We start from the raw sequence: 26065 nt of genomic DNA, 5'->3' as shown, positions 1-26065 counted from the left end.
AGTACTTTATGAAGCTTTTTTTTAAGGAAAAATCTTGTCCAAAAAATAACAGTGTCTTTTGTCTATTTTGCCTGATTTTTTAGAGATTCTTCGTGCTGACTGAAGGTTTCTGAGAAAATATGAGTTCCCTTTCCGGTCTTATCTGTATGGTAATAGAGATAAGAATGTTTCTGCGGGGAAACTGCTGCCTTCAAAGCATTGATCCCCGGATTGCAGATCGGCCCCTCCGGGAGACCCTGATTTTTGTACGTATTATATGGGGAATCCACTTCCAGGTCTTTATACAGTGTTCTTTTCTTATTATATTTCCCTTTTGTAAGAGGATAGAGCACAGTTGCATCAATCTGGAGTTTCATTTTTTTGTCCAGACGATTGTAGATCACACCGGAGATCTTTGCATATTCAGCATCCACCTTGGCCTCTCTCTCAACGACAGACGCCAGAGTCACGATTTCATATGGTGTGAGACCGGTCTTGTTTTCTTTGGATAGCTGCTCCCATTTGGTATTGAAATTGTCCAGCATCATAGCCACGATCTTTTTGGCATCGGTATGCTTGTATACCTCATAGGTATCAGGAAATAAAAATCCCTGCAGTTTATAGCTTACCTGTGCCTTTTCGGGCACCGATTTCGACCACTCATAAGAATAACTGTCAAGATCATCGGCGGCTTTCAAAAAATCTTCTGCCTTGCAGACATCATTCTGTTCAAATTTCTTCGCCGCAAGTTCTGCCGTATAGCCCTCTGGTATCGTGATCCTGACCGTCCGCTCTTCTTGTTTTTTTCTCGCAGCCTGTTCGCGCTCTTCTTTTTTCACTTTGAACATCCAGCAGGCTGTACCCAGGGCAGCAATGACCAGAGCCAGCAGTAAAATCCACAGTTTTTTTGATTTCTTTTTCTTTTCGTAAAAACTTAACCCCATAAATTCCTCCATAATTCGACACTGATTATCTCTCATTATACTGATATTGTTCTGAAATACCACCCTTTTTATTAGATTTTTTAATATTTTTAATACATTTGTAACTTCATTGACATTCTTTTGGTTTGCTATATAATCAGTTATATAGGAAGATATAGAAAGGAATAGGAATTATGGCAAACCCAATCGTAACAATTACAATGGAAAACGGAGATATGATCAAGGCAGAATTATATCCGGATATCGCTCCGATCACAGTAGAAAACTTTGTGAAGCTGGTGAAGGAAGGTTTTTATGACGGACTGACATTCCACCGCATTATTTCCGGATTTATGATCCAGGGAGGATGTCCGAACGGAAACGGAACCGGAGGACCGGGACACACCATCAAAGGTGAGTTCAGCATGAACGGAGTAAAGAACGACTTAAAGCACACGCCGGGCGTGTTATCCATGGCAAGGTCAATGGCTCCGGACTCTGCCGGTTCCCAGTTCTTTATCATGCACAAAACATCTCCGCATCTGGACGGACAGTATGCCGCATTTGGACAGGTCATCGAGGGCATGGATGTCGTCAATAAACTCGCTGAGGTGGCAACGGACTATTCTGACGCGCCGTTGGAAAAACAGGTTATGAAATCTGTGACCGTAGAAGAATAAAAACATTAAAAGACTTACTTGAAATGCTTAGGACACCGTGCGGTTCTAAGCATTTCTTTTGACACAGTAAAGAGGATACATCAGATAGGGAGGAACACTTTTGGAACATAAATATTTATTTTTCGATGTGGATGAGACTTTGTACAGCAATAAGACCGGTCAGATCCCGCCGAGCGCAGCCAAAGCATTAAAGCAGGCCCAGGCTAACGGCCATAAAATCATCTTGAATACCGGAAGGCCTTATGCATATATAGGGAATGACTTCTTTTCCCTGGATTTCGACGGCTACCTCTGCGGCAACGGCACCGATCTCCGCTACAAGGGAGATGTCCTGTACCACCGTGAGCTTCCTGAAGATATCCAATCCCGGATCATAGATTTATGCCGTAGCCACAGCATCCGTGCCTGTCTGGAAGGAAGCCGCTGTTCCTATTACACTGACGATGACACCTCGTTCCATCCCTATTACGCTTCCATGATCCAAGTATGCAGAAGTTCTGACGGCATGGTGATAGAATTTAACTGGAACAATGTAAAATCCTTTGATAAACTGGTCTGCTTTTCCAGTCCGGATACGCCTCAGAATATGACCGCCTTTATTGAAGATATTCACTCCCTGGACTTTCCGTTCAAGTGCATCAAAAATGGCGAAGATTTTTATGAAGTTATCCCGGAAGACACATCCAAAGGAACTGCCATTACTTTTATTGCGGAATACCTTAACATCCCAATCGATGACTGCTATGCTTTCGGAGATGCCCCCAATGATCTGCCCATGTTTGAAGCTGCAGGACACGGTATCGCTCTTGGGAATGCATATGACTGTGTAAAAGATACTGCGGAGTATGTGACAACGGACATTGACGCACATGGAATTTGGAATGCACTGGAACATTATGGTTTTTTGTAAAAAGAGAGTTTTGAAAAGAGAAACTTCAGCGAAATCTCTGAAATCCTTTACAAAAACGCCCAAAAATAGTATAGTATAAGTAAAGAAAGGAGCATATCGCCCACTGAGGGGGTTAGCCTCCGGTTTGTGCATAAGCCTACCCAGACCGCCAAGTACAGGGTAGGCTTATTTATTTACGCTTGTTTTTCCTATCTATGTAGGCAAGCAGTGTTACAGTAAACAGACTGAATGAAATCATCAATGAGATTGCTTCAAATACTGTCATCTCACACCACCTCCCCTTTTTTATGAGTCGGGAGGCTACCACCATGTACACGAAATACTCCATAAGCAAATTATACTATATTTTATATTTAATTACAATATTTTACTCATCATAAAAAGACTGTTGTTTAGAACAGCCTTTTTATATATCTTCTTATTTCACTCTTGCCGTCAGTTCCCCGTTTTGTTCATCAATCAGGATCGTATCTTCCATATTAACCCCATCACTTAAGATCAGCCTTGCAGCCAATGTTTCCACGCTCTTCTGCAGATACCTCTTTAACGGTCTGGCACCGTACATCGGGTCATATCCGTTGTCCGCCACAAAGATTTTTGCTGACGGTGTGAGCTCTACGGCAAGCTCTTTGTCACTGAGACGTTTATTCAAATCTGCAACTAACAGGTCAATGATATTCGTGATGTTTTCCTTCGTCAGCGGTTTAAACAGGATCATCTCATCCAGGCGGTTTAAGAATTCCGGCCTGAAATGGTTCTTTAAGTCTGCCATAACCATATCTTCTGCCTCTTTTGTAATATTACCGGATTGATCGATGCCTTCCAGCAAATAGGTGGAACCGATATTGGAAGTCATGATAAGGATCGTATTTTTAAAGTCTACGGTCCTTCCCTTAGAATCTGTAATCCTTCCGTCATCCAGCACTTGCAGCAGGATATTAAACACATCAGGATGAGCTTTCTCCACCTCATCAAACAATACAACAGAATAAGGTTTTCTTCTGACTGCTTCCGTCAGCTGTCCACCCTCCTCATATCCTACATATCCCGGAGGCGCCCCGATGAGACGGGCTACGGAGTGTTTCTCCATATATTCACTCATATCGATGCGGACAATATTCTGTTCATTGTCAAATAAACTCTCTGCCAGTGCCTTGGCAAGCTCCGTCTTTCCTACACCTGTAGGTCCAAGAAACAGGAAAGAGCCGATCGGTTTGCCCGGGTCTTTGATCCCCGCCTTGGAACGGATGATAGAGTCCGTCACAAGCTGCACTGCATTGTCCTGCCCCACAACTCTTTTGTGTAAGATCTCATCCAGATGAAGTGTCTTATTTCTCTCACTCTCCGTAAGTTTAGCCACAGGGATACCGGTCCAGCGGGAAATGATCTTGGCGATCTCTTCGTCTGTTACACTTTCCCTGACCATGGATCTGTCTTCTTTTCTGACCTTTTCTTCTTCCTCCTCCAACTGTTTTTTCAGCTCAGGGAGGCGTCCATACTGAAGTTCCGCAGCCTTATTTAAATCATAGTTTCTCTGTGCAATCTGTATTTCGTTGTTTACAGATTCAATCTCTTCTCTCAGTTTGGAAACCCTCTCCACGGAAGACTTTTCATTCTCCCATGTGGCTTTCTTGGCATTAAAATCTTCTCTCATCTCTGCCAATTCTCTCTGAAGTTCCAAGAGACGTTCTCTGCTCAGGTTATCATCTTCTTTCTTGAGCGCAGCTTCCTCGATTTCCAGCTGCATGATCTTCCTCTGGACCTCATCCAGCTCTGAAGGCAGGGAGTTCATCTCTGTCTTGATCATGGCACATGCCTCATCCACCAGGTCAATAGCTTTATCTGGAAGGAAACGGTCCGTAATATAGCGGTTTGACAGGGTCGCAGCAGCCACCAAAGATCCATCTGTGATCTTTACCCCGTGGAAAACCTCGTAGCGCTCTTTAATTCCTCTCAAAATAGAAATCGTATCTTCAACGGTAGGCTCATCCACCATGACCGGCTGGAACCTTCTCTCCAGAGCCGCGTCTTTTTCAATATACTGACGGTACTCATCCAGAGTAGTCGCTCCGATACAGTGGAGTTCTCCTCTGGCCAGCATCGGTTTCAGCATATTGCCCGCATCCATGGAGCCCTCTGTCTTTCCTGCTCCCACGATCGTGTGCAGCTCATCGATGAACAGGATGATCTGTCCCTCGCTCTTTTTCACTTCTTCAAGAACCGCTTTCAGACGTTCTTCAAATTCTCCTCTGTACTTGGCACCTGCCACAAGAGATCCCATGTCCAGAGAGAAAATCGTCTTGTCCTTTAACTGTTCCGGTACATCCCCTCGGACGATCCTTTGGGCAAGTCCTTCTACTACCGCAGTCTTACCGACGCCGGGCTCTCCGATGAGCACCGGGTTATTCTTGCTTTTTCTTGACAGGATGCGGACAACATTCCGGATCTCGCTGTCTCTCCCGATCACGGGGTCCAGTTTCTGCTCTCTGGCGCGCTTCACCAAATCGTATCCATATTTCTCCAACGTATCATACGTTGCCTCGGGATTATCAGTGGTTATCTTTTTGTCTCCTCTTACTTTGGACAAAACCTCCAGGAAACGGTCTCTGGTGATTCCATAACCTCTGAACAGTTCTTTCACCGCATTGTTTGGCTTTTTGATCATGGCAAGAAACAGATGCTCCACAGATACATATTCGTCTCCCATGGCTTTCATCTCGTCTTCCCCTGCCAGCAGTACCTGATTCAGCGCCTGGCTCATGTATACCTGTCCGCCGGAAACCTTCGGTTTCTTCTGGAGCAGCTGCTGTACCTGGGCCAAAAAGGAATCTTTATTGACATTCATCTTCTCCAAAAGACTTAAGATTAAACTGTCTTCTATGGTCAGCAGGCTATATAATAAATGTTCCTGGTCAATTTCCTGGTTTTGGCAGTCATAAGCAATCTTTTCACACTGATTTACTGCTTCGACCGACTTTTGAGTAAACTTATTAATATTCATTTTCACTCCTCCAATCTTATTTGTTCTATATTTAGTATAACACCTAGCATATAAAAAGCAAGTATTATTTTTTCATTTCTTGACATTCTTCCATGTATCTGCTATTTTATATACATACCAATAGTATGTATATAAGAAAGGATGTTATTCCATGGCAAGAAATAAATATCCCGAGATTACAGAGCAGAGGATCTTGGACGCATCGCTGAAATTATTTCTGGAAAAAGGCTACGAGCACACAACCATTCAGGATATCATCGACGAACTGGGGGATTTGACGAAAGGCGCCATATATCATCACTTTAAATCCAAAAGTGAGATTATAGAAGCCGTCATGGACCAGCTCTACGGCGGGCAGGAGAAGGACTACGAAGATATTTTGAATGAATCCGGTACAGGACTTGAAAAATTAAAAAAGCTGATGATCGTATCAATAAACAATCCAGGCAATCAGCTGATCATCAAGGCCGCTCCTAATATCATGAAAAATCCGCGCTTCCTCATGAAACAGCTTTTTGACAGTCTGAATGATACGGCACCCCGGCTGATTCTGCCGTTAGTGGAACAAGGAGTCAGGGATGGTTCCATAAAAACAGAATATCCAAAAGAACTTTCAGAAGCCATGCTCATCTTGTTCAATCTCTGGATGAATCCATTTATCATCCAAAATACAGAAGAAGAACTCATTCACAAAATACAGTTTATGAAAGATCTGCTGGAACGGCTCGGAATACCTCTGCTGGATGACGAAGCACTCCTTGTGCTTGAATCTTACCGAAAACAGCTCGAAGAAAAAAGCTGACTCATCCATCCGTCCTCAGACTGGACTCATACAGTCCGGTCTTGGTGACTGGTGAAAACACTAATTTTTTTGTCATTTTACATACCAACCGAATGTATGAAAGGAGTTTTTATGAACGATAAACTATTCACACGGGATTTTTCCCTCGTAGTGATCGGACAGATCATTTCTCTGTTCGGCAATTCCATCCTGAGGTTTGCACTTCCTCTGTACCTTTTGAATGAAACCGGATCTGCATCCCTGTTCGGCGTAGTCACCGCCTGCTCATTTATTCCTATGATCCTTCTGTCACCCGCAGGGGGAATCGTTGCGGACCGGGTCAACAAAAGAAATATCATGGTGATTCTTGATTACGCGACCAGCGCACTGATCCTGCTGTTTACGGCAGCTCTGGGTCATGTTTCCCTGGTACTGCTTCTGATCATCACCCTGATGCTCCTCTACGGCATTCAGGGAGCATACCAGCCGGCAGTCCAGGCAAGCCTTCCTGTTCTTATAAGCCCGGACCGTCTGCTTTCCGGAAATGCAGTCATCAATCAGGTCAATGCTCTGGCCAATCTGATCGGTCCGGTGGCAGGCGGAGCCTTATACGGATTTTACGGAATCTGCCCGATATTATATGTGAGCATCGTCTGCTTTTTATTTTCTGCCACAATGGAACTGTTTATCCATATCCCGTTTAAAAAGCCGAAAAAGGGAACCAGTGTGTTTGCGGTAGTAAAACAGGATCTTTCAGATAGTTTCCGCTTCATCCGTACAGAACAGCCTGTCATAGGGAAAGGAATCCTGATTGTCTGCGCATTTAACTTATTTTTAAGTGCCCTGATCATCGTAGGCCTGCCTGTGATCATCACGCAGTTTCTCCATATGTCCAGCCAGCTTTATGGATATGCTCAGGGAGCCTTAGCCCTCGGAGGCCTTTTGGGCGGCATTCTCACCGGAGTCTTTGCAAAACGGCTGAATATCCAGGGTGTCCATGTTCTGCTTTTGCTCAGCGGAGCAGCCCTCCTCCCGATCGGACTCGTGCTGAATCTGGATATTCTTCCAATGGCAGCCTACATTGTGATCACCCTGTGCAGTTTCTTTATGATGGTCTGCTCCACAATGTTTACCGTACAGATGCTCTCATTTGTACAGATTCTGACACCGCACCATCTGATCGGCAAAGTCATCTCCTGTATTATGGCACTGTCCATGTGTTCCCAGCCTCTGGGGCAGGCCGTATATGGAGTCCTGTTTGACGTTTTAAAGGGCCAGTCTTATTTTGCGGTCTACGGCGCTTGTCTGATCTGCTGTCTGATCTCCTGGAAATCCAGAAAAATATTCCGGACAATTTCCCTGGCAGAACCAGCTGCTGAATAAAAAACTTGATATAATAAGAGGAGGCAGCAACAAAATTGTCTGCTTCCTCTTCCTGATCCGGTGGTCTGTTTACAGAATCACCGGGATTTTTTTATCGATTTCCATTGTGTCTTTTGTTACAAGGCAGTCCAATGCAAGTACCTGTACTCCAGAATCCGCTGCTCTCCTCAGAGTATCCCCAAATGCCCTGTGGGTGCGGTCGTTGGGCCTGAAACAATGCACTCCTTTCATCTGAATGACAAAGATGATATATGCCTCATACCCCTCCTTTGCACAGTGTATGAGCTCCTCTATATGCTTGACTCCCCGTTCCGTAGGGGCATCCGGAAACCATGCTGTTCCATCCTCTTCCAGGGTCACTCCTTTTACTTCGGCAAAGACCTCTCTGGTTTCCGTCATGAGTTCTCCTCCTCTGATAAAGAAATCAAATCTGGAATTTCCATACTTCCTTTCCGCCTTGATCTCTTTTATATAAGGAAAGATTCCTCCCTTTCTCAGCCATTCTTCCACAGCTTTATTAGGAGCCTGTGAATCCATATTGATCATCAGACTTCCTTTGTTCACACCGATCAGTGAATATTTTGTTTTTCGCTTCGGGTCGTTATGCCGCTGAAGATAAACCCTGGCTCCTGGTATCAGCAGTTCCCTGCATCTTCCCGTATTCTTTACGTGTGCCTCTTCCTCCTGTCCTCCGATGAGGACAATGGCTATAAACCGGTTGGGGCGTTTTAAGAATGTACCTGAAATGATATGATCATAATGCATGTTGTTATCTCCTTATCCGCCCATAATGATAACTTTTGGAAGATTTGATGTCAAGGACACAGTGGGCAAGCCCACTTCAACTCCCCAAACCCTCAATCTTTGAGAGCCTTGGCTTTGTGTCACTGCCTTTCGACAGTTTTACCGATGAATATGAAATTGTCCGAGACAAACCACTTTCGTCTACACTTTAATTATTGTCTGCTGTTCTCTCTTATATCAAGGATTAATATCACCTTTTTTCTTTCCAGCATAATCTATACTATAATCCCCCAAGAAAGGAGATATAAGAATGACCACTGCCCTTTCCTTAGAGCAGGTTTCCTACTCTTACCATAATCTGAAGCAAGAAACTACGGCTCTTTCCTCAGTCACTTTTGATGTATTAAGCGGTGAATTCGTTGCGGTAGTAGGCCCGAGCGGATGCGGAAAATCTACTATGCTGCATTTAATTGCAAAGCTTCTTCCCCTGTCCGGCGGCACCATCAAGATCAACGGCACGCCGATCGAGGAGTCCACCGACCATATCGGATATATGCTCCAGAAGGATCAGCTTCTCCCCTGGCGCACTATTTATGAAAATGTTACTCTGGGACTCAAGATACAAAATATCAAAGATCCGGAGGCATTTGATAAAGTTGACCGGCTGTTGGAACTTTACGGACTCAAAGACTTTAAGAATTCTTATCCCAGCCAGCTTTCCGGAGGTATGCGCCAGAGGGCTGCTCTGATCCGTACTCTCGCCCTGTCCCCGGATATACTTCTCCTGGATGAACCATTTTCTGCATTGGACTACCAGACAAGACTCCAGGTATCCGATGATATAGGCACCATCATAAAAGAAAAGAAAAAAACAGCTCTCCTCGTTACCCATGATCTTTCTGAGGCGATCAGTATGGCCGACCGTGTCATTGTGCTGTCCAAACGTCCGGGAACTGTCAAGACCATTGTGCCTATTCACCTTACCTGTGGAAAAAAAACACCGCAGGCTGCAAGAAATGCAGTGGAGTTCAAAGATTATTTTAATCAATTATGGAGGGAAATCAATGACTGATCCAATTTCTAAAGAACAGTCCGAGTATTTAAACCAAATACAACGGAAAAAATATTGGATCCGGGTTGCCCAGGTCCTTCTGCTTCTCCTTCTTTTATTTGCCTGGGAAACTGCGGTTTCAAAGAATATACTGAACGGATTTATTTTCAGCAGTCCAAGCAGGATCATCCGGTGTTTTTACGGCATGGTAATAGACCATTCCATCTTTCTTCATATCGGGGTGACTCTGGCCGAAACGCTCGTAAGCTTTGCGCTGATCACTTTATTTTCAGTGCTGATCGCAACCATATTATGGTGGTTCCCCACGGCTGCCAGGATCATTGACCCATACCTTGTAGTCTTAAACAGTCTCCCGAAATCAGCTCTTGCTCCGATCCTGATCGTCTGGCTCGGAAACAATATGAAAACCATCATTATCACCGCGATCTCCATTGCGGTTTTCGGAAGCATCCTGAATTTATACAGTGGATTTCTCCACGTAGATAAGGAGCGTCTGACTCTCATCCGGACTCTCGGAGGAACCAAAAAAGACTGCCTGACCATGGCAGTCATACCAAGCTGTATTCCGCTGCTTTTGAGCATTATGAACGTAAATATCGGACTTTCTCTTGTAGGTGTGATCATCGGAGAATTTTTGGCCGCGCGCTCCGGCCTTGGATACCTGATCATCTACGGAAGCCAGGTATTTAAAATGGATTGGGTACTAATGTCTATCGTTATCTTATGCATCATCGCTATGCTTCTGTACGCCCTGACCGGATTTATAAAGAAAATGTATCAGAGAAAAATCTGATCCTAAAACAAATGAGACCAAAGGAAATCAAACGATCTTTGCCCGTTGATTTCCGATGATCTCATATCATTATTGTTCATACTCAGTCCTTCCAGATTGTTCACCAATACCTGCTTGTCATAGTCATAGATGATATCTGTTCTTCCGATCTTTTGGCTCACTTCCTTGATCACAGTATGTCGTCCGAATACCTCAAAATATTTTCTGAAAATGAAAGCGTATCTCGCTTCGCAAAGCCGTCCATAGGTTGGATCATCCGCAAAATTCTTGACAAACTTTTTTAAAAGATTCTCATTTCCCATAAATCTTCCGATGATTACCGGATAATCTTCGTCTCTTCCTCTATAAAAATCTTCTAAATTCATATCGATAGCCCCCTTTTTCTGCCTGATCAGTCTTTTATTTTATAAGTATTTCTGTTAAATCTGCTTATCTTCATGATATAATATAATCAGCCAAATTACTAGGAGGAATTTAAAAATGAAAGCAGATCTTCATTCACATACTGTGCTGTCCGACGGCGCTTTAAACGTCGACCAGCTGATCTCCCAGGCGAAACGCGTCGGCCTGGATTATATCGCCGTAACAGACCACAATTCCACCCACTCTATTCCCGCTGTGCTTGCTCTCGGAGAAGAACTTGGGATCAATGTCATCCCCGGAGTCGAGATCAACTCTGTCCACGAGGCTTCAGATACAAAACCTCACCTTCTCTGCTACTATCCCGCCGATGTAAAGAAACTTCAGAGAAAACTTGACCGGTATCTGGAATATCAGCGGCAGACGAAGCTTGCCATGTACGAAAAAATCATGGAAGATTATCCGATCACAAAAGAACAGCTCTTTGAGGCCGCCCGTGAAAGTACCACCCTGTACGAAGTACATATGATGCAGGTCCTGGCTTCTTTGGGATATACAGGAACCCCTATTGGAGAACTCCACAGAGAGCTTTTTTCATCCGGTTCTAAATACAAGCTGCCCCAGAAAGATATGACAACCCATGAAGCAGTAAGTCTGATCCGTTCCTGCGGCGGCATTGTCGTTCTGGCTCATCCGGGAGAATACAAAAATCCCATGCTCATGGAAATGCTCATTGAAGAAAAACTCATTGACGGTATCGAACTGAATCATCCGAGAAATGATGAGCGGACCATGGATCATATCAGATCCCTGGCCAAAGAACATGACTTATTTATGACCGGCGGCACGGATTTCCACGGCATATATACAAAGACACCTTATCCGATCGGTTCTTTCCTTTGCTCGGAAGAAGGACTGGAACGTCTGACAGCAGCGGGCAAGGCTGCCAATGAAGCATACCTTCATTCTTCCTGCCGGAAAGAAACCGAAGAATCTGAAGAAGCAGAAGCAGGTACCCCACAATAGAGGGACCTGCTTTTTTTGTTTTCAAAATATCATTCTTCATTGTCTAATAATTTTTGCAGATCTTCTGCTGAAGCATCCATCTTCACTGAAATCTCTTCCATAGTCAGCCCCGAATTCAGGAATCGGGTGATCACCATCTTCATTGACTCTCCCACCTCGATGAGATGCCCGTCCAGATCATAAAACCTGACGACACGCTGTCCCCAGCCATGCTCAATCACATCCCCCAAACACTCAATATCCGTGAAAGTTTTCAGCCTTTTCAAGAATCCATCAAAATCCTCTTCTTCAAAACAGATTTCAATGTTATTTGTTTTTTTCTGAACTCTCTCTTTTGGAATGTTCACCAGCCAGTCAAAGTTCTGCTGCAGTGAAAGACCGCAGGTGAAGGATATATTGATACCGTAATCCTGATAAAGCTCCAATCCGAATAAATCCTCATAAAACTTTCTGGATTTATTAATATCTGATACGGATAAGACTGTACATATATATTTCATATAAAAACTCCCTTCGTCTTTAAAATACTCCTGGCAACGCTGAGTCCGTTAGCCGATGCCTGCTGAAGGCCTCTTGTAACGGAGGCTCCATCACCGATCGCCCGAAGGCCTTTGATGTTGGTTTCAAACGACTGGTCTGTGACGACTTTATTGGAATAAAATTTTACTTCCACTCCATAGAGCAGCGTTTCATCGCTGGCCATCCCCGGCGTCACCTGATCCAGTGCATAGATCATCTCTTCAATCGCTTTCATGATTCTGTAAGGAAATACCAATGACAGATCCCCGGGCACCGCGTCTTTTAAAGTCGGCGTAATGTTATTTCTGAGAAGGCGTTCCTCCGTCGTCCTGCGTCCTCTGACAAAATCCCCGAACCTCTGGACAAGAATCTTTCCGTCACAGAGCATATTGCTCAGCTGTGCGATGTGTTTCCCGTACTGGATAGGCTCTTTAAACGGCTTCGTGAAATTTTTCGATACAAGAATTGCAAAATTTGTATTCTTCGTCTTATATTTTTCTGCCTTATATGCATGGCCATTTACCACAGCGAGTCCGTCCTCATAATATTCTGTAGCCACTTCCCCTGAAGGATTGGTACAGAACACACGAACCTTGTCGTCAAAGGTCGGCGTATAATATACCAGCTTTGCCTCGTACAGGCTCTTGTTCAGTTCTTCCATGATTTCATCCCGGACTTCCACTCTGACGCCTACATCTACCGTTCCCACCTCAGTCTCAATCTCGTGTTCCCTGCACAGGTTGCTGAGCCATTCAGATCCTTCCCTGCCCACGGCGGCTACAATTTCCTCTGCATAGAAAGTATCTCCTTTATCGGTGACAACACCCTGCACCCGTCCTTCTGCAGTCATGATATTTTCAACCATGGTGTTAAATTCTATCCTGACTCCGGCACCAAGCAGGTGTTCCTGAAGCCTTTGGTATATCTTATACCCCTCTTCCGTGCCCAGATGCCGGATCGGACACTCGATTAATTTCAGATTGGCTTTAATTGCCTTTTTTCTGATCCTGGCAATTTCTTTTTCTTCATTCAGTCCGTACACTTTTGTGTCCGCCCCAAATTTCAAATAGATCTGATCAGATTCTTTCAACAGCTGTTCTGTCTTTTCGTAGCCAAGGATCTGCGGCAGATTTCCGCCCACATCAGGAGACAGGGAAAGCTTTCCGTCAGAAAACGCGCCTGCACCTGCAAATCCGGTAGTAATGGAACATGGCTTACAGCCCACACACACTTTTGTTTTTCTTTTGGGACAGGACCGGTCTTCAATCCTTCTTCCCTTCTCTATCATTAATATCCTTAAATCCGGTTTCTTTTGTGAAAGCTCATACGCGCAGAAAATCCCGGAAGGTCCTGCTCCTATGATAATGACATCAAATGTATAATCCACAATATACACACCCTTTCCTGTATTTTTTCCACTGCTGCTAAACATAAAATACAGACTTATTGTAACATAAGATCAGGATAAATAACAAACAAAGCTGTGTCCCGGATGAAGGGAAACACAGCTTTTCTGCTAAAAATGTCTTTATTATTTTATCAGTCGTCTGGCTTTCAGAGCTTCATAAGGAAGACCATGTTCCAGGCACCTCTGCGCTGTCCCAGTAAGCCTGTCTCCGCTGAAAAGTTTTCTTATCGGATCAAATGCTGCTCTGTAAATAGAATCCGGAATCTCTCCCGTCAGCGTCGGAAGGTTTTCCAGATTATCCAGCTCTTCTTTTGTACTATCATATTCTTCTCAGGCAACCCCAGAAAGCGGTGATGCATGAGGGCCATTGATTGCAAACACTTTTAAATCCTTTAAAGTTTCTATAATTTCCGGGATCATAATCACATCCGTATTGTCATATTTGTTATTACTCCATATTTGCATGTCTTGCAAACAGATCGTCATCTGACTGATTTGTGAGCCTCATCAGATCCATAACCATACAGTCATATGTAATCCAGCTTAACTGCTCGAATCCGGAACCGGCAGCCTGAACAGTTCCCGCTCCTTCATGATTGTCACACTTCTTTGTGACTCCTGGAAGTGTGATCACCGCATCCGCCATAGATCCGATTGTGTTCTCAGGGAACATTGTAATTGTCGCCACCTTTGCACCCTGGCTCTTTGCCTTCTTGGCATTAGACACAAGGCTTGCGGTATTTCCGGAACCGGAGCCGACAATCAGCAGATCTCCTGCCTGAATAGACGGTGTGGTCGGCTCACCGACAAAGAATACGGTATACCCAAGATGCATCAGGCGGTTGGAAAATCCTCTGGCAGCAAATCCGGAGCGTCCCGCACCGCTTACAAAAATTCTTTTTGCCTCTGTGATCAGTTTTTCCACTTCCTCTATCTGTTCATTATCTACTTCTTTTGCGTTGTCGGTTAATTCTCCGAGAATCGCCATCATATTTTTACATTCTGTCATAATCTTTACCTCCAGTCTCAAAGTGTGATTTAAAGCATCGCGTCTTTGATCGCCTTTGCTTCCGCAACCGGATCTTCTGCGTGTCCGATCGCAGATCCTACAATAATAATCTCCGGTTTTAAGGCAACATATTTATCGATGGTCTTGCTGTTGATACCTCCGGCAACAGCGATCTGAGCCTTCTTTGCATGTTCTGTCATGACCTGAAGATCCTGGATCGGCTCTCTGCCTGCTGCCTGCTGGTCAGCCCCTGTATGAACTGCCAGGATGTCAACTCCGATTTCTTCCATCTTCGTGATTCTGGCCGGAAGATCTTCCACACAGATCATATCCACAACGAGTTTTCTGTCATAATCTCTTGCAGCCTTTAAAGCACCTTCAATGGTCAGATTATCAGAAACACCAAGGATTGTCGCATAAGCGGCACCCGCCTCATAGGCATAGCTTGCTTCCAGATATCCGCCGTCCATGATCTTTAAATCGGCCAGGATCTCTTTGTCCGGGAAGAAACGGTGAAATTCACGCACACCCCTCATTCCTTCGTCCATAACAAAAGGAGTTCCCACTTCGATGATGTCAACGTGCTCCGCAACCTTGTCAGCGAAACGAAGTGCATCTACAAGGTTCATCTCATCTAATGCTAACTGTAATTTCATTTTATTTTCCTTCCTTTAATTCGTTGTAATCTTTGACAATCTCATCAAACATTCTGGTTCCCGCTTTAATGCCTGTAAAATGAGTCACTGCATCTTCAATGCCGTTATCAGCCACATACTGAAGCAGTTCAACTGACTGCTCATCTTCTTTGACATCAAACAGGAATGTTGCTGCGATACCTCTCAAGAGAAGTGTATTTTTAAGGTTTCTTTCCTCACATTGTACAGCTGGTCCCACCAGACGGTCATTCGGTGCAAGCTTTCTGATCGGTGCTCTGGAAATACGTGTGATCGTGTCTTTGATGCCAGGAGTACAGAAACGGTTTAATGCGAATGTAATGTAGTCTTCCATTTCCTTCTCGGTAAATCCATGTTTTGCAACCATCAGGGCCGCAACTTCTCTCATGACTTCTCTTGTCATTTCTATATTTTCCGGCACCGCGAAGTAATCCTGGATAATCTCATATCCCATCAGTTTTCCGATATAACCGGACCATGCGTGTCCGCAGTTGATCGTATAAAGTTTTCTCTCCAGGAATTTCTGAAGATTATCGGTATATTCTGCTCCGGTAATCGGAAGTTTCTCAGGGTCTACCAGCTTGTTCACTTCCACTGCCAGCTCGTGATCTTTTCCGATGTCAATTCCGTCTCTGCCGTCTTTGTCGGTACCGAATACCATACGGTCTACTGCCGTATTCGGGAATGCCGCTGCTTTTAAGAAGTCATCCTCAGAAGCAATTCCAGTTCTGACAAGTTCCTTTAAAAGCAGATCTCCGTTGAACAATGCGTTCTCACAGGGGATCACATTGACTCTTTCTTTGCCTGCTCCTAATCTGGCCTTCAGCCCTTTTGCAAGAGTGCCTGCAATTTTAGGGAAATTGTCTGCCAGCACTGCCGTAGTGACTACGTCTGCTTCCACGATCGCTTCCACGACTTTATCTTCTTCTGTAATCGGTGAAAGTGCAGAAACCTTGTCGATTTCTTTTCTCCTGTAATCCTCCTCGATCACATACAAGTAGTAGTTATGGTATTTGTTCAGTTCCGCGTTGACTTTCTCGTTTACGTCCACGAATACGATTTCATATCCTGTATCATGCAATAAATCTGCAATGAATCCGCGGCCGATCTTGCCAGCCCCAAAGTGTACTGCTTTCATTTTCTTCCCTCCGTCAATTCTAGCGGACCACATCTTTAAATACGTTCAGTATTTCTTCTTTGGTCTTTGCATTTCTAAGTTTTTCTACGTTGTCAAGATCTGAGCATGCCACTGCGATATCTCCTAAAATCTCAATATGCTCATTGTTCTTACCTGCAATTCCGATGATGACATTTGCAGTTTTTCCTTCATAGTTTACGCCCTCAGGAACCTGGATAAAAGAAATTCCTGAAGCCATAATCCTTTCTTCGGATTTTACGATGCCGTGCGGAATCGCAATGTGATTGCCGATGTAGGTAGAGACCACTTCTTCCCTCTTCAGCATGTCATCTATATATTCTTCTTTTACATAACCATTGTCTGCAAGGATCTGCCCCGCAGCCCGGATAGCTTCTTCCTTCGTAGCAAAAGCTGCGTTCAATCTGATGTTGTCTTCGTTAAAAATACTCTTCCTATCTGCCATAATGAAACCTCCTAAATTGATTCTCCTATATAATGTCTGAACCTGTGTCCAAAGCATTGCCTGATTTCTTCTTCGTCGCCCTTCTCTATTAACTTCATGACATCCCGGTCTTCGATGATCAATTCAGTAATATAGCGCAGAAACATCTGCTGTACTTCATCCATTTCCGTTGGATAGAAGAAAAATATAATGTTACTGATCGCATCCCCCTCCTGAGGATCTACCATTCGTTTTTCTTTTAAATGGTAAACGAAAAAAAGCGGTTTTTTTATTTTCTCTAAATAACATTCAAAGTAACTGATTTCCGTCGTTGGTATTGTAAAACGGCATTCATTTGCATGCCGGATCACATAATTTTTAATCTCCTGTTCACCGATGAAGATCCCGGCTTCCCAGATCGTATGTTCCAGATTTGAGAATAAGTGGTTTTCATCCTTCAGGTTATTAATTTCATACACATGGAATTCAGTCAATAAGTCTACTGCCCACGTAGTTAATTGTTTTAACTGTTTTAAAGATACGATGCTGTTGCTGCTTTCTAACTCCGCCGCCTTTCTTTCCTGTTCCTCAATCTTCCTTAAAGTCTGATGCTTGTGCCTTCTTATTTTTTCTTTTACAATCTCCAGCTCATTGTCATTCAGGAGCGGAGAAACTTTCAGATACTCCCTGTCTTTTAAATACAGCGGGATGGTTGACAGGATCAAGTCATAATCGTTTAAGTCTTCTTCTCCCAATCCTACCAAAGATACAATCTTTCTTACATAAATCTCGGGTATCTCCCTCTCCAGACGGCTGGCCAGCATCTTGGAAGATCCCATGCCGCTGGAACATACCACCAGCACCCGGAATGTCTTCTTTGTAATGTTGTCCAATGATACCGCAAAATATAATACCAGATACCCTATCTCATCATCCGGAAAATAATCATCCGGGAAGACTTTTCTGACCGTATCTTTTATAATGGAAAACAGCTGCGAATAATCTTTTTCAATGTCGCGGATGATCGGATTCGAGATACTCATTCCGCTCCTTGTCCGCACCAGGGCTTTATCGATATGTGTCAACAGTCCGTCCATAAGCTTTGTATCCTGGCTCAGGTTAATGCCCATACGCCTTTCTACCAGCTCCACAAACTCTTCAATCTTTGGCCTGAGCACAAAATTTTTGACAAACACATTTTCATTGTTCCGTTTTCCGACACTGATATCCATAACCCACAGAAGATATTCTTTCTCTGCCTCGCCCAGGGAAATAGAATATTTCTTTTCCAACATCCGGATCAATGCGGCAACAAGTTTTTTCAGATTCTTGTCCACATGTTCCACGGTAAAATCTGTACTGTATTTCCGATTACCGATTTTGTGTCTGCGAATCAGCAGCGACACCAACATGACTAATTCAGCATAATTCTGATCAAGTATCTGATAGTTTTTCTGAATCAGTTTATGGCTGATATCTTTTAATATTTTTTCACAGGTCTGAAACAGATCCATGTATCCGTATTCATCCAACTTCTGCATAAATGGATGAAACTGTCTGACATTCCCCGCAAGCCAGTGTACGATCACATCCATATCTGTGTTTTTCATTATGATATTGACCATCAGATGATCTCTCGCCACCTGCTCACCGCCCAGGCAGATTCCGTCTCCCTTTTTTGAGATTAATTTAATATTGTACTCCGGAAGAATCTTTTCAATCTTTTTCAGATCATTCCTGATTGTCGGAAGAGATGTGCCCATATCGATTGCCAATGCTTCTGTCTTCATGAAGTCATCCTGATGAAGCAGCTCTAAGAGAACAAAATACATTCGTTCCTTAGGGTCCACTACCTGGAGTTTTTTATGTTCTCCTAATTCTGTCTGGAGTTTCTGAATGTGTTCAGGCAGACCGACAGCCCGGATTCCTTTTTTGCTCACCGTTTTCAATGTAATCTGATACTGCCTTAACACTTCAGTCACCTCGGGGATTTCCCGGTACACGGTCCTCTCTGAGACATTCATTTTATTGGCAATAGCTTTCATGGTTACGAAACCACGGCTGCTTAAGACAATCTGTATGATATCTTTTACACGATTAGACATCAGCATAATTTTGCAGCTCCTTTACTTATAAGGCGCCATAATCATTCAATTATGGCGCCGCAGCCTGACTATTCAGACATGTCTTTAATCTTCTTTGCGATTGCTGCCTGTTCTGCCGCATCCAGGAAGTTTTCGATCGCTATGACCGGAACTCCTGCAGGAGCTGAATTTTTTGCAGCTTCATATAAGTTTTCGTTCGTTACGATAACATCTATGTCTGCTGGAATTTGATGAATGGATACATGGCTGACATCAATGAACATTCCAATCTTGTTCAGCTGTGTCTTCAGCATAGAAGCACCCATTGCGCTGGACCCCATTCCAGCATCACATGCAAATGCAACTTTTTTAACTTCTTTTTTCGGAAGAGTTGTATCTGTTGCTGCTGCTTTTTTCTCTTCTCCAGGAGCGCTGTGGCTTTCCACAAACTGGCTCATGTCGATTCCAGCAACTTCCTGTTCATCCTCTGGTGTTTTATCCCTCATTAAGAAGAATGCTGTCACCGCAAAGGATACCACGGTTGCTATCAAGTAAGCCATCAAGTTGACAAATAGTTTGCCCTTTGGTGACATAACGATTAACATGATCAAAGAACCAGGAGATACGGCTGCTACAGCACCACCGTCCATGATCTGAAGCCAGAATACTGCTGCGATACCACCGAGCATAGGCCCTAAGAGTGTGATCGGTTTGATCAGTGCATATGGGAAAGAAACTTCTCCAATACCACCGATGATTTGAATGATTGCCGCACCTGGTGCAGATTTTTTAGCCATTCCTTTACCGAATACACAGAATGCTAATACAAGACCTGCCCACATACCACCATTTGCTTCGATTAAGTACAAAATAGATTTCCCTGTTTCTGCTGCCTGCTCGATCGCCAACGGTGTAAAGATACCATGGTTGATCGCGTTGTTCAGGAACAGTACCTGTCCAGGAACTACAAAGATTTCTGTCAATGGGATTAAGCTGTGGCTTACAAGGAAATCAACGGCAACTGTTAACACACCTGTGATTGCTGAGAAGATCGGTGTTACGATCATGTAGCCAAGTATCATCATGATTGCTCCCACGATACCAAGTGAAAAGTTATCTACTAACATTTCCAGACCTGGTTTTATGTGACCGTCAAAGATTTTATCAACCTGTTTGATGATCCACGCACCGAGAGGTCCCATTACCATACCACCGATCATCATCGTTACGTCAGATCCAACGATAACACCGATTGTTGCTACGGTACCTGCTACAGCACCACGTCTTCCGTAAACAGTATGCCCCCCAGTGTAAGCAAATAACAATGGAATTAAGAACTTAAGTGTAGGCTCAATTACTTCGGCCAGTTTTGCATTTGGAAAATATCCAGTCTTCAGGAACAAAGATGTGAAAATACCCCAGGCAATCAATGCTCCAATGTTCGGCATGACCATTCCTGACAGGAAGCCGCCCATTTTTTGGACTTTAGCTTTGAAACCATTTGCCATAACAATCCTCCTTTTTTGTCCTCTTTTTTGGTATAATTTATTTCTGCGGTTAATGGTATTAACTTGATAAACGTTTATCTATAATTCCATTATATTGATTGTATTTTTATACGTCCACTATTGCCAGTGGTAAATTTTGCAGAAGAATTTTTGACAAAGTTTTCTTACATATTTTCCCTTATTTATCCCTTACAAACTGCATAAAAACGTGGTTTTACTGATCCTCCTAACACAAAAAAGGGAGAATAATTTTCATCATTTTTCTCCCCTTTTTTCGAAAATAAAATTTTAACTCATTATCGGTGGCCAGATAAAGACCAAGTCAGTCCCCGGTCTTCATCCTGCACACCTTTACCTTCATTCCCTGTTTTTCAAGTTCCTTTTTGTCAGCACTTCCAATCCCATCATCTGTGATCAGATACTGAAAATCACAGAGCCTCGCAAACCGGCAAAAGGTTTTGCGTCCAATCTTCGTACTGTCGCACAGCATGTATGCTTCCGTAGCGGTTCTCATCATCGCACGCTTCATCGCTGCCGTCTCCTCATTTGGCGTGGTCAGCCCTTTGGACACAGATAAAGCATTCGGTGATAAAAACAGTTTATCCACAGAAATCCTCTCAAGGAATTCGATCCCCAGAGAACCAAAGGTGCATTCAAACTGGTTCCTTACAGTTCCTCCGATCAGTATCACCTGGATCGAAGGCTTTTTTTGCAGTTCAAGAGCGATGTTCAGATCGTTTGTCACAACCTTCAAGTCGTTGAAGTCCGTCAGAACCTTTGCAAACTCCAGCATGGTGGAACCGCTGTCGATCAAGATGATATCACCCTCACTGACATATTCCTTTGCCCCCTCGGCGATGATCCTTTTTTTATCCGGGTTTAAATTCCACCGGGAGGCAAGAAATGCCTCCTTAGTAACTTCATCTTCCTTTAACAGTGCACCGCCGTGGGTCCGAATCAAGTGTCCCTCTTTCTCCAATTCACTCAAGTCGGACCTTATGGTGGCGCCGGTCACATGGAATTCTTCCGATAATTCATGGATGCCAGCCTTTTTATGTATTCTCATGTAGGCGAGCAATTCTTCTTTCCGCTCTCTTGCAAACATATATTATACTCCGAAATGATCTAATAAAATCTCTTCTGCTTCTTTATTCCATAATCCCTGATTCTTATCGCAGGCATCCGCGAGTTTCGCAAACAGAGGATCCGTCTCACCCAGTTTTCTGAAATCATCAATGGCAGTTAACGGCATTTCAAACTGTGTATAAGTAAGCTTCTTTCCTCCCGGTATCTCAGGTAAATGAAGGGTTGTGTCAACGATTGCATCGATGCCTCCGACATGAGTGATCATAACGGCCGGATTTACCTCTTTCTTCGCGATCAGATCGAGCGCTTCCAGAAGGTCTGCTTTAATGCCCCCTGAAGATCCCAGAAGCTTAGTATTTCTGTAATGGCAGTCATACAGGTTCATGTCTGCGGAAAATCCACTGTCGGCAGGTCCTGCAAAAAGGTTCATGCATCCGTCAAACGCAAGGATCTTGTTTCCTGTCTCCGCGATGGCTTTTACCGGAGCGTATACAAACACATCATGATATCCCTCTCCTCCGGTGAGATCCATCAGTTCTTTGACTTCATCGTCCATCTTTGCTGTATTTACATAATGAAGCTCAACGCCCCTCGCCTTGGCATCCTCTTCTGAGATTACTTCTCTTGCCCTGTTAATTCGGTCGTCATTAATCTCTGTGACTACAACCATTTTAGGTTTATTTTCCATAGCGAGCGCATAGCTGATAGCGCCCAGCCCCATCGGTCCGCATCCTCCAAGAATTGCGATATTTCCGCCCTCTTTTGCCCCGATAAAATGTTCATGGGTCTCCGGTTTGGTGTGGTAGTTGGCCATATAACCGCCGATGATGCAGTACATAGGCTCTGACACAGAAACCTCATAGAAAGCATCACCGTCATAGTGGAGCAGGCAGCCTTTTTCAATGACATCGTTTGGAACGATGCAGTAAGTTACCGCGCCTCCGAAGTGCTCATAGGAATAACCCGGTGCCCCCATCTGATCCGGGATACCCGGCAGCACAACAAACCGTTCTCCAGCTTTGTACTCATCTGCCCATTTAGATCCCACCTTTTCGATCACTCCGGAAAACTCATGTCCGATGATGACTGGATGGTCTGCGATATCGTCAGGTACGCGGATATGACCGCTTCCCAGTTTTACTTCCTTCCATGTAGACATACAGATGCTGTCGCTCATGACCTTCAAAAGCACCTCATCTTTTTTGATCTCCGGCAGTTCAAACTCTTCCAGCCGGATATCTTTTGCCCCATACATTCTCACACCTTTAGCCTTCATAATGCCCCTCCTGGCTTTGCAAAAATTTTTAATTATTTTTAAAAATTTATATTTTTTTTCATTTCACAAATATCATACCACGCCTTCTTTTGTTTGGCAACAGTCAATTTGATTGAATCCTCGCTCAGCGGCGTGATATAATAGGCAGATCAATTCAATCGGCAAGGAGGGTAAAATGAATGGAGACATATGAATTCAACGGTGAAAAGTATAAAAAAGCTTCAAGGCATCAAAAGGAATGGGGTACTCGGTTAATTTTAGAATTGAATCTAACGGGAAAGGAATCCATTCTGGACTTAGGCTGCGGGGACGGGGTTCTGACAGAACAGTTATCCCTTCTGGCCCCTGAAGGAAAAGTTGTGGGGATCGATGCCTCTGAAGGAATGATTAAGACGGCAAGACAGCTTGAGAAGTATAATTTACAGTTTTATCATATGGACATGGCTGATATGGCGTTTAAAGAAGAGTTTGACGTGATCTTCTCCAACGCTGCACTGCACTGGGTAAAGGACCACTCCCTTCTTTTAAGGCACTCTCACGCCGCGTTAAAACCTGGCGGAAGGATCTTATGGAATTTTGCCGGACAGGGAAACTGTTCTGATTTCTTTGGATCCATCCGCAGGATTATGGAAACTGACCCATTTAAACCATACTTCACCTTCTTTGAATGGCCATGGTTTATGCCTTCCAAAAACGAATATGAAGCTTTCATGAAGCAGTCTGGATTTACCTCTGCAGAGATCATAGAAGAAAATGCGGACCGGTATTTTTCAAACCCTGATGAAATGATCCGGTGGATCGACCAGCCCAGCATCGTACCTTTTATCAAATGTGTCCCTGAGGCTCAAAAAGAGGCCTTCCGGCATGAAGTCATAGAAGCCTCCCTGCAGACAGCTCTTCAGCCTGACGGAACATGTTTTCAGCCATTCCGCAGACTTAGAGTCAGCGCTTACAAATAACAAAGAGGAACCGCTCTTATGAAATGGAACGGTTCCTCTTTGTTGTCTTACAGGCCTGTTTTTTCTTTTATATAGTTTCTGGCTTTCATAGCATATTCCAAAGGATTCGCCACTGCGGGGTCCTGTTCGGCCTCCACGACCACATAACCTTCATACCCCCTTGATCCGATCAAGTCAAAGATAGGTTCAAAGTCTACATCCCCGTCCCCAGGCACTGTGAAGGTTCCGTTCCTGACTCCTTTTAAGAAACTCCACTTCTCTTCTTTTGCCCGTTTTACAACATCGGTGCGCAGATCCTTCAAATGAATATGTTTTGTTCTGCCGATATATTTTTCAAGGATCTTTACGGGTGAGATCCCAGCGAAGGAACAGTGACCGCTGTCAAACAGTAAGAATACCAGCTCCGGATCCACCGAATCCATAAAACGGTCAATCTCTTCCTCTGTCTGTATCACCGTTCCCATATGGTGATGATACGTCAATGTGATACCGATCTCCCTGGCTGCCTTCCCGAGCCTGTTCAGCCCATCCGTCAGTCTCTTCCACTCTTTCTCATTCATCACATATTTTCCTTCAAAGACCGGGACATCCTTCCCCTGGATGCTGTAACTCTGTTCGGAGACACCGATCACCTTCGCACCCATATCTTTCAGAAACCGTGCCTGGTCTATGAACTCTTTTTCAACCTCCCCGTAAGGTTTGGTAAGCAGAAATGCAGAGAACCAGCAGTTACAGATCTCGATGCCTCTGAGGCTTAATGCCTTCTTTAAGATCCCCTGGTCCTTCGGGTATCTGCCGCCGATCTCAGATCCCGTAAAACCAGCCAGTGCCATTTCACTTATACATTGCTCAAATGTATTTTCCTTCCCAAGATCCGGCATGTCATCGTTTGTCCAGCCGATGGGCGCAATGCCCAGCTTCACTTTATTTTTGTCCAACATTTCTTATTCCTTTCTATGCCTCGTTCAGTTCTCTCTCCTCCAGTTCTTTGGAGATGGACGGATACTCCTTGTCAAGCTTATAGATCAGCAGAAGAATGATCGCTGCCACCCATATGATGACCGGACCAAATTTATAGATATTTCCAATCGTATTCACTGCGGAAGCCGGCTGTACCACATTTCCGCTGGTGGAGCTGATATAGCCGCTGGCTGTCATCAGTCCAGTCATCAATGCACTGGCGATACCAGTCCCCACCTTAAATCCAAGGCTTGCTCCTCCGAAGATCAGGCTTTCCTGACGGAAGCCGTTTTTCCAGTAGCCGTATTCCACTACGTCACCCAGCATGCCGAAGATCGTGGCGGAAAGCTGGGATACACCAACAGAACGAATCAGGGTCACAACAAAGAACCACTGGAAACTGAATGGATTTACCAGGATCAGAAGATGGGACACCACGGCTAAGATACTTCCAGCAAGGGTCACATTCCGTTTTCCCCACCTTTTGATCAGGAACGGACAAGCCATAGCCCCCAGTATCATGACCGCTGTCTCAAGAAAATACAGGGCGCTGTACATCCACGAATCATTTTTGAATACATATTTACAGTAATAAGGAAGATCAGTCCCTACGATGGTCTGATGAATGACCTGGATGGACCAGAGCCCCAGCACGCACCAGAAATATTTGTTGGTGAGAAGTGCTTTCAGATTCTTCTTTACAGAGACCTTCTTTTCTTTTTTTACGTCCACTTTCACTGTCTCTTCACACTTAAAAAAGCAGAACAGCAGGAGCGCAACGGCAATGGCAACCCACAGAAACATGGTCTTGACCCATGCTGACTGGTCATCCCCGAACAGCTTTACCAACGGCATGGTAAATGTGACAGATATGATCCTTCCCACCGGAGATAAAATCATGCGGAAAATGGAAAGCAGATCCTGCTGGTATGAATCCCTAGTCATCATGGTTGAGAGCGATCCGTATGGAACATTGATCGCCGTGTAGATAACCGTCGTTGTCAGGTTATAGGTTACAAATATGTAGATGCCTTTTACAAACTCTGTGGAATGAGGCACAGTAAACATTAAGATTGCGGCAATCGCATAAGGGGCCGTCATCCACAGCAGCCACGGCCTGGATTTTCCCCACCTGGATTTTGTCCTGTCCACAAGGAATCCCATGATCAGATCTGAGCTACCGTCAAAAACCCTTGAGATTAACATGACCATACCGATGGTGATGGGAGAGACACCCGCGTAGTCTGTGTAAAACAGGGTGAGCAGGGTGGAGATCATGCCGTAGACGATGTTACATGCCGTATCGCCGCACCCGTAGGCGACTCTCGTTCCAAATGATATTTTCTTCAT

The 26065-nt window shown here is 44.2% G+C and carries 25 protein-coding genes and 1 riboswitch; of the genes, 8 read left to right on the top strand and 17 right to left on the bottom strand.

What is annotated here, in order from left to right:
• Positions 1-62 precede the first annotated feature (62 nt).
• Positions 63-923, bottom strand: coding sequence for an endolytic transglycosylase MltG (gene mltG, locus QGT46_RS08560; protein WP_301590385.1), 861 nt, complete (start codon positions 921-923; stop codon positions 63-65).
• 173 nt (positions 924-1096) lie between these two features.
• Here mltG and QGT46_RS08555 point away from each other — a divergent pair, with 173 nt between their 5' ends.
• Together QGT46_RS08555 and QGT46_RS08550 are read left to right on the top strand one after the other, a co-directional pair.
• On the top strand, positions 1097-1582 hold the full coding sequence (locus QGT46_RS08555; RefSeq protein ID WP_024726430.1) for a peptidylprolyl isomerase: 486 nt from the start codon (positions 1097-1099) through the stop codon (positions 1580-1582).
• A 100-nt stretch (positions 1583-1682) separates the two neighbouring features.
• Positions 1683-2492: an HAD family hydrolase gene (locus QGT46_RS08550; RefSeq protein ID WP_148459482.1), complete on the top strand. Its 810-nt coding sequence runs from the start codon at positions 1683-1685 to the stop codon at positions 2490-2492.
• A 169-nt stretch (positions 2493-2661) separates the two neighbouring features.
• Here the strand turns inward: QGT46_RS08550 and QGT46_RS08545 are convergent, their stop codons facing one another.
• A complete protein-coding gene (locus QGT46_RS08545) occupies positions 2662-2757 on the bottom strand; it encodes a putative holin-like toxin (RefSeq protein WP_301590381.1) in 96 nt (31 codons plus the stop codon).
• Between the two features lie 153 nt (positions 2758-2910).
• Positions 2911-5493: an ATP-dependent chaperone ClpB gene (gene clpB, locus QGT46_RS08540; protein WP_148459483.1), complete on the bottom strand. Its 2583-nt coding sequence runs from the start codon at positions 5491-5493 to the stop codon at positions 2911-2913.
• A 151-nt stretch (positions 5494-5644) separates the two neighbouring features.
• Between clpB and QGT46_RS08535 the strand changes: the two genes are divergently transcribed.
• Both QGT46_RS08535 and QGT46_RS08530 read left to right on the top strand, forming a co-directional pair.
• On the top strand, positions 5645-6295 hold the full coding sequence (locus tag QGT46_RS08535; RefSeq protein ID WP_024726427.1) for a TetR/AcrR family transcriptional regulator: 651 nt from the start codon (positions 5645-5647) through the stop codon (positions 6293-6295).
• Positions 6296-6406: 111 nt separating this feature from the next.
• A complete protein-coding gene (locus QGT46_RS08530; RefSeq protein ID WP_024726426.1) occupies positions 6407-7657 on the top strand; it encodes an MFS transporter in 1251 nt (416 codons plus the stop codon).
• A 69-nt stretch (positions 7658-7726) separates the two neighbouring features.
• On the opposite strand, the gene sfsA is transcribed toward QGT46_RS08530, so the two are convergent.
• The gene (sfsA, locus tag QGT46_RS08525) at positions 7727-8422 is read right to left on the bottom strand and encodes a DNA/RNA nuclease SfsA (protein ID WP_148459484.1); all 696 of its coding nucleotides are present in this window, start codon (positions 8420-8422) and stop codon (positions 7727-7729) included.
• A 98-nt stretch (positions 8423-8520) separates the two neighbouring features.
• A riboswitch (cyclic di-GMP riboswitch) is annotated at positions 8521-8575 on the bottom strand.
• A 136-nt stretch (positions 8576-8711) separates the two neighbouring features.
• On the opposite strand from sfsA, the gene QGT46_RS08520 reads away from it, so the two are divergent.
• A complete protein-coding gene (locus QGT46_RS08520) occupies positions 8712-9473 on the top strand; it encodes an ABC transporter ATP-binding protein (protein WP_148459485.1) in 762 nt (253 codons plus the stop codon).
• Entirely contained in the window at positions 9466-10266 is an 801-nt protein-coding gene (locus tag QGT46_RS08515) for an ABC transporter permease (protein ID WP_024726423.1), read from the top strand. The genes QGT46_RS08520 and QGT46_RS08515 overlap by 8 nt, the downstream gene beginning before the upstream one ends.
• 2 nt (positions 10267-10268) lie before the next feature.
• On the opposite strand, the gene QGT46_RS08510 is transcribed toward QGT46_RS08515, so the two are convergent.
• Positions 10269-10631 carry a hypothetical protein gene (locus QGT46_RS08510; protein ID WP_301590374.1) on the bottom strand — a complete coding sequence of 121 codons (363 nt, stop codon included), beginning with the start codon at positions 10629-10631 and terminating at the stop codon, positions 10269-10271.
• 115 nt (positions 10632-10746) lie between these two features.
• Here QGT46_RS08510 and QGT46_RS08505 point away from each other — a divergent pair, with 115 nt between their 5' ends.
• Positions 10747-11652 (top strand): PHP domain-containing protein, encoded by a 906-nt coding sequence (locus QGT46_RS08505; protein WP_148459486.1) that lies wholly within the window; start codon positions 10747-10749, stop codon positions 11650-11652.
• 29 nt (positions 11653-11681) lie between these two features.
• Here QGT46_RS08505 and QGT46_RS08500 read toward each other — a convergent pair whose 3' ends face one another.
• The 10 genes from QGT46_RS08500 to QGT46_RS08455 form a co-directional block, all read right to left on the bottom strand.
• Entirely contained in the window at positions 11682-12152 is a 471-nt protein-coding gene (locus QGT46_RS08500; protein WP_148459487.1) for a VOC family protein, read from the bottom strand.
• Positions 12149-13603, bottom strand: coding sequence for an NAD(P)/FAD-dependent oxidoreductase (locus tag QGT46_RS08495; RefSeq protein WP_081723774.1), 1455 nt, complete (start codon positions 13601-13603; stop codon positions 12149-12151). Before QGT46_RS08495 ends, QGT46_RS08500 begins: the two co-directional genes overlap by 4 nt.
• A 424-nt stretch (positions 13604-14027) precedes the next feature.
• Positions 14028-14588 carry a 6-phospho-3-hexuloisomerase gene (gene hxlB, locus QGT46_RS08490; RefSeq protein ID WP_148459488.1) on the bottom strand — a complete coding sequence of 187 codons (561 nt, stop codon included), beginning with the start codon at positions 14586-14588 and terminating at the stop codon, positions 14028-14030.
• 29 nt (positions 14589-14617) lie between these two features.
• Positions 14618-15244 (bottom strand): 3-hexulose-6-phosphate synthase, encoded by a 627-nt coding sequence (gene hxlA, locus QGT46_RS08485; RefSeq protein ID WP_024726417.1) that lies wholly within the window; start codon positions 15242-15244, stop codon positions 14618-14620.
• 1 nt (position 15245) lies between these two features.
• A complete protein-coding gene (locus QGT46_RS08480) occupies positions 15246-16400 on the bottom strand; it encodes a 3-hydroxyacyl-CoA dehydrogenase NAD-binding domain-containing protein (protein ID WP_024726416.1) in 1155 nt (384 codons plus the stop codon).
• A 19-nt stretch (positions 16401-16419) separates the two neighbouring features.
• Positions 16420-16863, bottom strand: a complete 444-nt coding sequence (locus QGT46_RS08475) for a PTS sugar transporter subunit IIA (protein WP_034548780.1) — start codon at positions 16861-16863, stop codon at positions 16420-16422.
• Positions 16864-16874: 11 nt separating this feature from the next.
• Positions 16875-18953: a BglG family transcription antiterminator gene (locus QGT46_RS08470; RefSeq protein ID WP_148459489.1), complete on the bottom strand. Its 2079-nt coding sequence runs from the start codon at positions 18951-18953 to the stop codon at positions 16875-16877.
• Positions 18954-19015: 62 nt separating this feature from the next.
• Positions 19016-20434, bottom strand: a complete 1419-nt coding sequence (locus tag QGT46_RS08465; RefSeq protein ID WP_095143014.1) for a PTS mannitol transporter subunit IICB — start codon at positions 20432-20434, stop codon at positions 19016-19018.
• A gap of 322 nt (positions 20435-20756) precedes the next feature.
• Positions 20757-21539 (bottom strand): DeoR/GlpR family DNA-binding transcription regulator, encoded by a 783-nt coding sequence (locus QGT46_RS08460; RefSeq protein ID WP_148459490.1) that lies wholly within the window; start codon positions 21537-21539, stop codon positions 20757-20759.
• Between the two features lie 3 nt (positions 21540-21542).
• A complete protein-coding gene (locus tag QGT46_RS08455) occupies positions 21543-22796 on the bottom strand; it encodes a zinc-binding dehydrogenase (protein ID WP_148459491.1) in 1254 nt (417 codons plus the stop codon).
• Between the two features lie 179 nt (positions 22797-22975).
• Here QGT46_RS08455 and QGT46_RS08450 point away from each other — a divergent pair, with 179 nt between their 5' ends.
• Positions 22976-23755 carry a class I SAM-dependent methyltransferase gene (locus tag QGT46_RS08450; protein ID WP_148459492.1) on the top strand — a complete coding sequence of 260 codons (780 nt, stop codon included), beginning with the start codon at positions 22976-22978 and terminating at the stop codon, positions 23753-23755.
• A 47-nt stretch (positions 23756-23802) separates the two neighbouring features.
• Here the strand turns inward: QGT46_RS08450 and iolE are convergent, their stop codons facing one another.
• Positions 23803-24696, bottom strand: a complete 894-nt coding sequence (gene iolE, locus QGT46_RS08445; protein WP_148459493.1) for a myo-inosose-2 dehydratase — start codon at positions 24694-24696, stop codon at positions 23803-23805.
• Positions 24697-24709: 13 nt separating this feature from the next.
• Complete coding sequence (locus QGT46_RS08440; RefSeq protein WP_148459494.1) at positions 24710-26065, bottom strand: MFS transporter; 1356 nt, start codon at positions 26063-26065, stop codon at positions 24710-24712.

It is taken from the genome of Anaerostipes faecis (assembly GCF_910574135.1).
GTDB lineage: Bacteria > Bacillota > Clostridia > Lachnospirales > Lachnospiraceae > Anaerostipes > Anaerostipes hominis.
The sequence above is the reverse complement of the archived record's forward strand: the minus strand, read 5'-3'. Positions and strand labels throughout refer to the sequence as shown.